A 2634-nucleotide genomic window follows, 5' to 3' on the forward strand; every position below is an offset into this window, starting at 1 on the left:
ACCATGTAGGGGCCGACGCTGATCACGCCCGACGGGGCCATCTTGTACTTGTTGTACATCAGGGGGATCATCACCCCGTAATAGCCCTGCAGGAACGGCTGCTGGTCGGAGGCAAAGCTCATCTCGCCGGCGGCCACCGCCTCGAGCACGGCATTGCCGAGGTCCATGGTACCGAGGTCCACAGCGCGGCCGGTGGCGCGCACCTGCTTGACCGATTCCAGCGCATCGACACCCACGGCGACGCCCAGCGTCACGATGCCGTCAATCGTCTGGTCCTGCATCAGCATGGCGCTGACCGCGGCCTGCACCTTCTGGCTGTTGCCGATATCCTCGGAGGCGAGGATCACCATCTTGGCCTTGCCGCCGGCTTCGGTGACGGCGTCGATATAGCCCTGGCAGCGCTGCTCCAGCACCGGGTTGGCGGCGATCTGGTTGATGCAGAGGCCGTTCTTCACGCCCTTGCCCACCGCCACTTTGCCGCCCTGGTAGCCCATCTGGTAGCTGTCTTCGCCGATGAAACCGATGGCGCCCAGCTCCTGGTATTTGAAGCCGCCCGAGTTGATGATGATGACCGGGATGCCCTCGGCCGCCGCCTGCTTGATCAGGGGCTCGGTCGGCTCGGGAAAGAAGTTGCCCACCGCGATGGCGGCCGGCTTCCGGGCGATCGCCGCTTCGAACATCTTGGTATAGACCGGCACGATATCGTTGAAATCGGCCGGCGCCGTCCACTGCGTCTTGACGCCGTAATCCTCGGTGGCCTGGTCGAAACCCTGCTGCACCGCGCCCCAGAACGGATCCGAGCTCGGCCCGCCCAGCATGATGATCACGTCTTCCTGCGCCTGCGCAGCGAACGGCGCCGCGGCAGCCATGATGGCGGCGAGCGCCAGCGCGCCCAGTTTGCTGAACTTCATTATGTCCTCCCCAATGGCAACGGCCCGCATCCTCCCGACGCGCACCTGCCGCGAGGCGCTCACTCGCGCCTTCGACTCCACGACTATTAAATAATATGTATGATGTAAAGCACTCAGCGCAGGTTTCGCATCGCGAGGATGGCGCGCACCTCCACCGCCAGGGCTTTGCCGAGCACGTCGTGCGCCGCTTCATCCATGTGGATGCCGTCGATGCCGGCCCGCACCACCTTGTTGGCGTCGAAATGGAAGCACCCGGTGCGGTGCGCCACCTGCTCGAGATAGTGCGCATGGTCGCGGCAGCGCTGGTGGCCGACGCCCCACATCGCCGGCTCGGCGTCCTCGGTGATGGCGGGCGGCGTCACCACCAGCACCTCGGGCGGATGCTCCACCATGGCGAAGTGCCCCTTGATCATCTGGATCAGCGTCAGCGTGCCGCGCGCCGAGTTATAGGCGGTGATCGACAGCTGGTCCTTGAAGTCATTGGTGCCCAGCATGACGATCAAGACGTCCATCGGCGCGTGCGATTCGAGGATCGGGATCAGCGTGCGCGAGCCGTTCTTGTGCACGCCCTCGATCGGATCGTCGAACACCGTGGTGCGGCCGCTGAGCCCCTCCTCGACGATCCAGCTGTCCGGCCCGAGTTCGCGCCCCAGTACATTGGCCCAGCGCCGCGCCGGCACGATCCGGTCCGGCGTCTGGGCGATATTGGCGAAAGGCGGGCAGCCCCAGGTATTGGAGTCGCCGAAGCAGACGATGGTAGGCATGTGAAGCGGTTCCCTCGAGTCGCGACGCACCGGCATTGCCTTGGCGACGCAGCCTGAGGTATAAATCCTACCTAATGAGAATGACAACCGGGTGGATTCGCCTGACTATGGCGAGCCGACCCGGCATAATGCTGTTGGAAAGACCGCACGCGTGACTGTCTATCGCCGCCCGGACCCGATCCCCCTGCGCCACTCGGCCGTCGCCTCGCCCGGCGGGCTGAATACCGTCAAGCACGAGCCGGACGATCTCAATCGCCTGGTGGCGCGCGAGATTTTTCAGGCCATTGCGTCGGGCCACTTCCCTGAAGGCAGCATCCTCCCCAATGAGCATCAGCTGAGCGCCGATCTCGGCGTCAGCCGCACCGCGCTCCGCGAAGCCATCAAGGGGCTCGCCTCCAAAGGCCTCGTCGAAACCCGCCGCAAGCGCGGCACCCTGGTGCTCGAGCGCAGCCGCTGGGACATGCTGAACCCCGAGGTGATCGCCTGGTCGCGCAAGCTCGGATCGGCGCGCGTCAGCGAGGAGCTCTGGGTGGCGATAGCAAACACCCAGCCCGCCATGGCCGCCGAAGCCGCCGGCCGCCGCCATGCCGGCCGGATCGCCGAAGCGGTGCGCAGCCTCGCCGGCGCCGGCACGCCGGAGGCCAGGCGCACCGGCTTTGCCGCGCTGCTGCTCGAAATCGCCAATGCCAGCGGCAACCGCTTCCTCACCTCGTTCACCGCCGCCTGCGTCGGCAGCCTTTTGACCGACGATGCCGCCTTCCTCGATCGCCTCGTCTCGACGATCGACCTCGCGGCGCTCGCCCGTCTCGCCCCGCTGCTCACTGCTGGCAATGGCGAGGCCGCCGCCGAACTGCTGCGCCGAGCGCTGGTCCGCGAGACGATCTCGGCTTAGAGCCACCGGACTCTCCTTGATCCTCCCCCGCGTGGCGGGGGAGGGGACCGCCCGAAGGGTGGTGGAG

Annotated in this window: 3 protein-coding genes; 1 reads left to right on the forward strand and 2 read right to left on the reverse strand. The window is 66.4% G+C overall.

Going from position 1 to position 2634, the window contains the following annotated elements:
- On the reverse strand, nt 1-911 hold a 911-nt coding region (locus tag VW23_RS08235), incomplete at its 3' end, for a substrate-binding domain-containing protein (protein ID WP_069909096.1).
- Between the two features lie 113 nt (nt 912-1024).
- Nucleotides 1025-1675 carry a GDSL-type esterase/lipase family protein gene (locus tag VW23_RS08240; protein ID WP_069909097.1) on the reverse strand — a complete coding sequence of 217 codons (651 nt, stop codon included), beginning with the start codon at nt 1673-1675 and terminating at the stop codon, nt 1025-1027.
- Between the two features lie 151 nt (nt 1676-1826).
- On the opposite strand from VW23_RS08240, the gene VW23_RS08245 reads away from it, so the two are divergent.
- The gene (locus VW23_RS08245) at nt 1827-2567 is read left to right on the forward strand and encodes a FadR/GntR family transcriptional regulator (protein ID WP_176730355.1); all 741 of its coding nucleotides are present in this window, start codon (nt 1827-1829) and stop codon (nt 2565-2567) included.
- Nucleotides 2568-2634 lie beyond the last annotated feature (67 nt).

Origin of the sequence: Devosia insulae DS-56 (assembly GCF_000970465.2) — a bacterium.
Classification (GTDB): Bacteria; Pseudomonadota; Alphaproteobacteria; order Rhizobiales; family Devosiaceae; genus Devosia_A; species Devosia_A insulae.